General features: G+C 63.7%; 1 protein-coding gene. It reads left to right on the top strand.

Annotation, left to right across the window (positions count from 1 at the left end):
• Positions 1 to 338 precede the first annotated feature (338 nt).
• Positions 339 to 6,749 carry a non-ribosomal peptide synthetase gene (locus tag M5B98_RS18045; protein WP_248743496.1) on the top strand — a complete coding sequence of 2,137 codons (6,411 nt, stop codon included), beginning with the start codon at positions 339 to 341 and terminating at the stop codon, positions 6,747 to 6,749.
• Positions 6,750 to 6,935: the final 186 nt, after the last annotated feature.

The raw sequence follows: 6,935 nt of genomic DNA on the forward strand, positions 1-6,935 counted from the left end.
AAGTGCCACTAATTCCGAAAAAATGGCGTCACGTTTCTGTCAGATCTATGTGTAAGGACTCGTAGTCCGTGACTGTACGGTCTAGTGGGAACCCCGAAATCCGGGGCTCGGACCGCCGCGTCCCACATTTGCGAGGCGCTGGTCGGTAGCAGCGTGTGGCGATTGTCCTACAGGATTTTCAGCCATTTCTTTCCGAACTTTTGAGGGAATAACTGACTTGTCCGGGGCTGACGACCCTCAGGGCGGGGCAAAGAGGGGGGAGTTGTCCGGGTTTCACGTGTCATGCGGGTTTCGGGGCCGATGCTTGAATACGCGCCAAATCACATGAGACGGATCTTATGAACCAATTTGCTGCCGATGCGGCGGACGGTCTGTCCGCGATTTCCGAAGCCTTCCCGCTGACCGCTGCCCAGCGTGACATCTGGCTCGATCAACTGCGTCAGGGGGATTCGCCGGTGTACAACATCGGTGGTTATGTCGAGATGACCGGTGTCCTTGATCCTGCGTTGATGCACGCGTCCCTTGAAGGCCTCGTGGCCCGGCATGACGCCCTGCGCACCAGTCTGTTGCTGGGTGCCGGTGAGCACGGTCTGCCGTTGCAGCGTTTTGCGCCCTCGATGCCGGTGCCGATGCCGTTCCATGACTTCAGTGCCCATCCCGAGCCGGAGGCTGCGGCGCGCCGATTGACTCAGGAGCGCATCGAACAGCCGTTCACGCTGGACGGCGGGCCGTTGTTCCGTTTCTGCCTGATCCGTCTCGATGATCGCTGCCATTGGTTTTCGCTCCAGGCCCATCACCTGATTGTCGATGGCTGGGGCTTTGGCGAGATGCTCAAGTCCCTCGACGAGATCTATAACGCCCTGGCGCTCGGGCAACGGCCGCCGGATTCGGCGCCGTCCTATATCGACTTCATTCATGACGACGCACGGTATTACGAGTCCGCCCGCTATGCGCGTGACCGTGCGTACTGGCTGGACAAATATCGGCATCTTCCCGAGCCGCTGTTGTTGCCGCGCTACCAGGAACGCTTTGCCGGCGCGACGGCACCGACGCGGATTTACTCGCAGGTGTTTCCGGCACGCCTTCACGACCGTATGAAGCAGGTGGCCGCAGAATACGGGGCTTCGGCGCTGCATTTCCTGCTGGCGGCAATGCATGTGTACTTCAGCCGTATCGGCCAGCGTGATGAATGGGTGGTGGGCTTGCCGTTGCTCAATCGTTCCGGGGCCCGTTTCAAGTCGACCCTGGGGCTGTTCACCCAGGTCAGCGCCGTGCGCATGGGGTTCGGGCGCGAGCTGGCGTTCGGTGCACTGGTCAAGGCCGTTCGCGATGAGCTGAAACAGGATTTCCGCCATCAGCGTTTTCCCCTGAGTGAGATGAACCGCGCGCTGGGTCTGCTGCGCGAGGATCGATCACAGCTGTTCGAAGTGACCGTCTCCTACGAGCGGGACGCCCATGAATACCGGTACGGAGAGGCCCGGGGGCGGGTGGTCAAAGTGTCCAACCACGAGGAGGGCACACCGCTGTCCGTGCACCTGTTGAGCAGCCGTGGCGACGAAGAGGACAGTTTGTACCTGGTGTACAACGAGGCTTACTTTGACGCGGATGAAATCGCGGCGCTGTGCGGCCGATTGCTGTGGGTGCTGGAGCAGGGGCTTGAAGATACTTCGCTGGCGGTTGGCGATTTCAGTCTGAATCTGCCGGCCGAGTCGACCTTGCTGCAAGAGTGGAATGACACCCGCGCCGATTACTCCGACGGGCAGACCATTCATCAGCGAATCGAAGCGCAAGCGGCGATACGACCGGATGCGGTGGCTGCAGAATCCCAGGGGCAACGGCTGACCTATGCCGAACTGAACCGAAAGGCCAACGCCCTGGCCCATCATTTGATCGGGCTCGGTGTGCAACCCGATGACCGCGTGGCGCTGGTCGCCCGCCGTGGGCTGGATACCTTGGTCGCGATGTTGGCGATCCTCAAGTCCGGCGCCGGTTATGTGCCGGTCGATCCGGCCCATCCTGCGGAACGTTTGAGCTATTTATTGAGCGACAGTGCGCCGGTCGTGGTCCTGACCCAGCGCAATCTGCGTGAACGTCTGCCGGCGCTGAATGTGCCGGTGATCGACATCGACTCGCGTTCCTGGCCGGTCAACGATCTCAACCCCGACGTCTCGGGCCTGACCACCGAACATCTGGCCTACGTGATCTACACCTCCGGTTCCACCGGCCAGCCCAAAGGCGTGATGGTCGAACATCGGACCCTGTCGAATCTGGTGGACTGGCATTGCACGGCTTTCGACCTGGGTGCGGGTGGCCACACCTCGAGCCTGGCTGGCTTCGGCTTTGACGCGATGGCCTGGGAAGTCTGGCCCGCATTGTGTGCCGGCGCGACCCTGCACCTGGCGCCGTCCCGTGACAGCGGTGAAGACATCGACGCGCTGCTCGACTGGTGGCGTGCGCAACCACTGGACGTGAGTTTCCTGCCAACGCCGATTGCCGAGTACGCCTTCAGTCGCCACCTCGAACACCCGACCCTGCGCACACTGCTGATCGGCGGTGATCGCCTGCGCCAGTTCAATCGCGAGCAAACGTTCGAGGTGATCAACAACTACGGCCCGACCGAAGCGACGGTGGTTGCCACCTCGGGTCGCATCGAACCGGGCCGGACGCTGCACATCGGCAAACCCGTGAGCAATGCCACGACCTATCTGCTGGATGACCGACAGCGTCCGGTGCCGATTGGCGTGGCCGGTGAGCTCTACGTCGGCGGTGCCGGGGTGGCGCGGGGTTACTTCAACCGCCCGGAACTGACCGCCGAACGCTTTCTCGACGATCCGTTCAGCGGCCAGCCCAACGCGCGGATGTACCGCACCGGCGACCTGGCACGCTGGCGCCCGGACGGCAATATCGAGTATCTGGGCCGCAACGACGATCAGGTGAAAATCCGTGGCGTACGCATCGAACCCGGCGAAATCGAAGCGGCGTTGAGCAGTCATGAATCCGTGCGTGATGCGGTGGTGCAGGTGCGCGACGGGCAGTTGCTGGCCTGGTTCACCGAACACCAGCCGCTGGACATCACGCAGCTGCATGCCCATCTGCAAACCCGTCTGCCGAGCGCGATGCTGCCATCGGCCTACGTGCGCTTGACGGCGTTGCCCCTGACCGCCAACGGCAAACTGGATCGCCAGGCGTTGCCGGCACCGGGGCCGGAGGCGTTGATCCGCCGCGAGTACGAGGCCCCGCAAGGCGACGTCGAAATCCTCCTGGCGCAGATCTGGGCCGAGGTGCTGCAAGTCGAAAAGGTCGGGCGTCACGATCATTTCTTCGAGCTGGGCGGCCATTCGTTGCTGGCGGTCAACCTGATCGAGCGCATGCGACAGCTTGGCATGAGCAGCGACGTGCGCGTGCTGTTCGGCCAGCCGACCCTGGCGGCACTGGCTGCGTCGGTGGGCAGTGGTCGCGAGGTCGAAGTGCCGGCCAACCGCATTCCGCAGGGTTGCACGCAGATCACCCCGGACCTGTTGCCGTTGGTCGAGCTGGATCAAACTACCCTCGACCGGATCATCGCCACCGTGCCGGGTGGCGCAGCCAACGTGCAGGACATTTACCCGCTGGCGCCGTTGCAGGAAGGCATCCTTTATCACCACATCACCGCCGCCCAGGGCGATCCGTATCTGCTGCAATCGCAACTGGCGTTCGACAGCGTCGAGCGGGTCGAGGCCTATGCGGCGGCGTTGCGTCAAGTCATGGCGCGGCACGATATCCTGCGCACTGCGGTGGTCTGGGAAGGTTTGACCACGCCGGTGCAGGTGGTCTGGCGCGAAGCCGAACTGCCGGTGCAGGAAATCATGCTCGACCCGGCCGAGGGCGATGTCCTCGCGCAACTGCATGAGCGTTTCGATGCCCGTCGTTATCGCATCGACGTCAGTCAGGCGCCGCTGATCCGGCTGATGTATGCCCGCGATCCGGCCCATCGGCGGATCGTGGCGATTCTGTTGTTCCATCACCTGGCACTGGATCACATCGCCCTGGAAGTCCTGCGCCATGAAATGCGCGCCAACCTGCTGGGGCAGGGTGAGCCGTTGCCGCCAGCGGTGCCGTATCGCAATTACGTGGCCCAGACCCGGCTCGGTGTCAGCGAGCAGGAACACGAAGCGTTCTTCCGCGAAATGCTTGCCGACATCGACGAGCCGACCCTGCCGTTCGGTTTGCAGGACGTGCAGGGCGACGGGCGCGGCATCGACGAAGCCGTGCGAACCCTTGCGCCTGAACTGGACCGCCGCTTGCGCCTGCAAGCGCGGCAGGCAGGCGTCAGCGTGGCCAGCCTGATTCACCTGGCCTGGGCGCAGGTACTGGCAGCGACCTCGGGGCAGGAACGTGTAGTGTTCGGCAGCGTTTTCATGGGCCGCATGCAGGGCGGCGAGGGCGCGGACCGGGCGCTCGGGGTGTTCATCAACACCTTGCCTTTGCGAGTGGACATGGACCGGGGCGCGCGTGATGCCGTGTTGCTCACCCACGCCCGACTCACCGACCTGCTCGGGCATGAGCATGCATCGCTGGCGTTGGCCCAGCGGTGCAGCGGTGTTGCGTCACCGGCACCGCTATTCAGTGCGCTGCTCAACTATCGGCACACCGATCTTGAGGTGCAGGAATCGACGGCGGATCCGGCCTGGCAAGGCATCCAGACCCTGGATAACGAAGAACGCACCAACTACCCGCTGACCTTGAGCGTCGATGACCTGGGCAGCGCCTTGCAGATCACCACGCGAACCCTGATCAGCATCGGCGCCCGGCGCATCGGCGACTACGTGCAAACCGCGTTGCAGGCGCTGGTCGATGCGCTGGAGCAAACCCCGCAACAGCCGCTGAATCGCTTGCCGATCCTGCCGGCGGCGGAGCTTGAACAACTGCTGGTCGAGTTCAATGCCAGCGAAGTCGATTGCCCGATGGATCAACCGCTGCAGACCTTGTTCGAGCAGCAGGCGCAACGCCGTCCTGACGCCATCGCCTTGCAGGCCGGTGAACAACAGCTGACGTATCGCCAGTTGAATGAGCAGGCCAACCGCTTGGCGCATCATCTACGGGAGCAAGGTGTGCAACCGGATTCCCGGGTGGCGATCTGCGTCGAGCGCAGCCCGGATCTGATCATCGGTCTGCTCGGCATTCTCAAGGCGGGCGGAGCGTATGTGCCGTTGGATCCGGACTATCCGCTGGACCGCCTGCATTACATGTTGCAGGACAGCGCGCCGGTTGCGGTGCTGGTCCATGACGCCACCCGCAATCTGTTGGCCGATCCGGGAGTGCCGGTCATCGATTTGGACCGCTGCACCTGGCAGGGCGCATCGACTGAAAACCTGCAAGTACCGGGTCTGAGCGCTTCAAACCTGGCTTACATGATCTACACCTCCGGTTCCACCGGCACGCCGAAGGGCGTGATGATCGAACACCGCAGTGCCTGCAACATGGTGCACTGGGGTTCGCAGATCAGCCCGCCGACCGGGCAAGGTGCGCTGTTGCAGAAGGCGCCGTTCAGCTTCGACAGTTCGGTGTGGGAGATCTTCTGGCCGCTGTGTTCAGGCCTGCGTCTGGTGCTGGCGCGTCCCGACGGCAACCGCGATTCGGCCTATGTGACCCAGGTGATTCGCGAACGGCAGATCACCGTGGTCAAGTTCGTGCCGGCGCTGCTGCAACAGTTCATCGAGCAGGACGATGTCAGCCAGTGCACCAGCCTGACCGACGTGCTCAACGGTGGCGGTGAACTGACTGCCGCACTGGCCCGGCGCGTCCGCGAGCGCCTGCCGTGGGTGCGTCTGCATAACGTTTACGGCCCGACCGAAACCACGGTCGACAGCACCGGCTGGACGCTGGAACCGGATCAATCGGTGCCGGAAGCCGTGGTGCCAATCGGCAAGGCGTTGAGCAACACCCGGCTCTACGTGCTGGATGCCCATGACCAACCGGTGCCATTCGGGGTGAGCGGTCACTTGCACATCGGCGGGCTCGGGGTCGCGCGGGGTTATCTGGGACTCCCGGACATGCAGGCCGAGCGCTTCATCGACAGCCCGTTCGTGGCCGGTGATCGCCTGTATCGCACCGGCGATCTGGTGCGCTACCGGGCGGACGGTAACCTCGAATTCCTCGGGCGCAACGACTTCCAGGTCAAGCTGCGTGGCCTGCGTCTGGAACCGGGGGAAATCGAGGCGCGGCTGATCGAGCATCCGGCCGTTAGTGAAGCCGTGGTGCTGGTGCGCGACGAACGCCTGGTGGCGTATTTCACCGTGCGCGAAGGCTTCGACGCGCCACGCATCGAAAGCTTGCGCGCCCACGTGCTGGAGCGCTTGCCGGAGTACATGGCGCCGGGCGCCTACGTGAAGCTCGATGCTTTGCCCCTGACCCCCAACGACAAGGTCGACCGCAAGGCCTTGCCGGCACCGGGGGCGGAGGCGGTGCTCAGTCGTCGCTACGAGGCGCCCGAGGGCGAAGTCGAAATCCGGCTGGCGCAGATCTGGGCCGAGGTGCTGCAACTGGAGCAGGTCGGGCGCAACGACCACTTCTTCGAACTCGGCGGGCATTCGTTGCTGGCGGTCAGTCTGGTGGCGCGCATGCGTCAGGCCGGGCTGCACGTCGATGCCCGCACGCTGTTCAGCCAACCGACCCTGGCCGCGCTGGCGGCTCAGACTTCGGCGCAGGCCAGACAGGTTGAAGTCCCGCAAACCACCATACCGACCCTCAACCGCAAACGCCGGCTCTGAGCCGACATCGGCGTCGATTCGCGGTTCCCGCGAATCGACGCCATGACTGGCCGGTCACGGGGCTTGTCCCCGCTTCCCATGTCAGACACCCAAGCCCCGATGTTTTAGCTTTTCCGGGCTGCGCGTGGCCGCACGGATTCGCCGCTGCGCGCTCCTTTTTTCCCGAATTTACAGCAGGTTACCCCC

The organism is Pseudomonas sp. MWU12-3088 (assembly GCF_023242405.1).
Lineage (GTDB): Bacteria > Pseudomonadota > Gammaproteobacteria > Pseudomonadales > Pseudomonadaceae > Aquipseudomonas > Aquipseudomonas kribbensis.

What these genes read in the sequence shown, in the direction of transcription:
- M5B98_RS18045 (WP_248743496.1), top strand. Translation starts at nt 339, where the DNA reads ATGAACCAATTTGCTGCCGATGCGGCGGACGGTCTGTCCGCGATTTCC.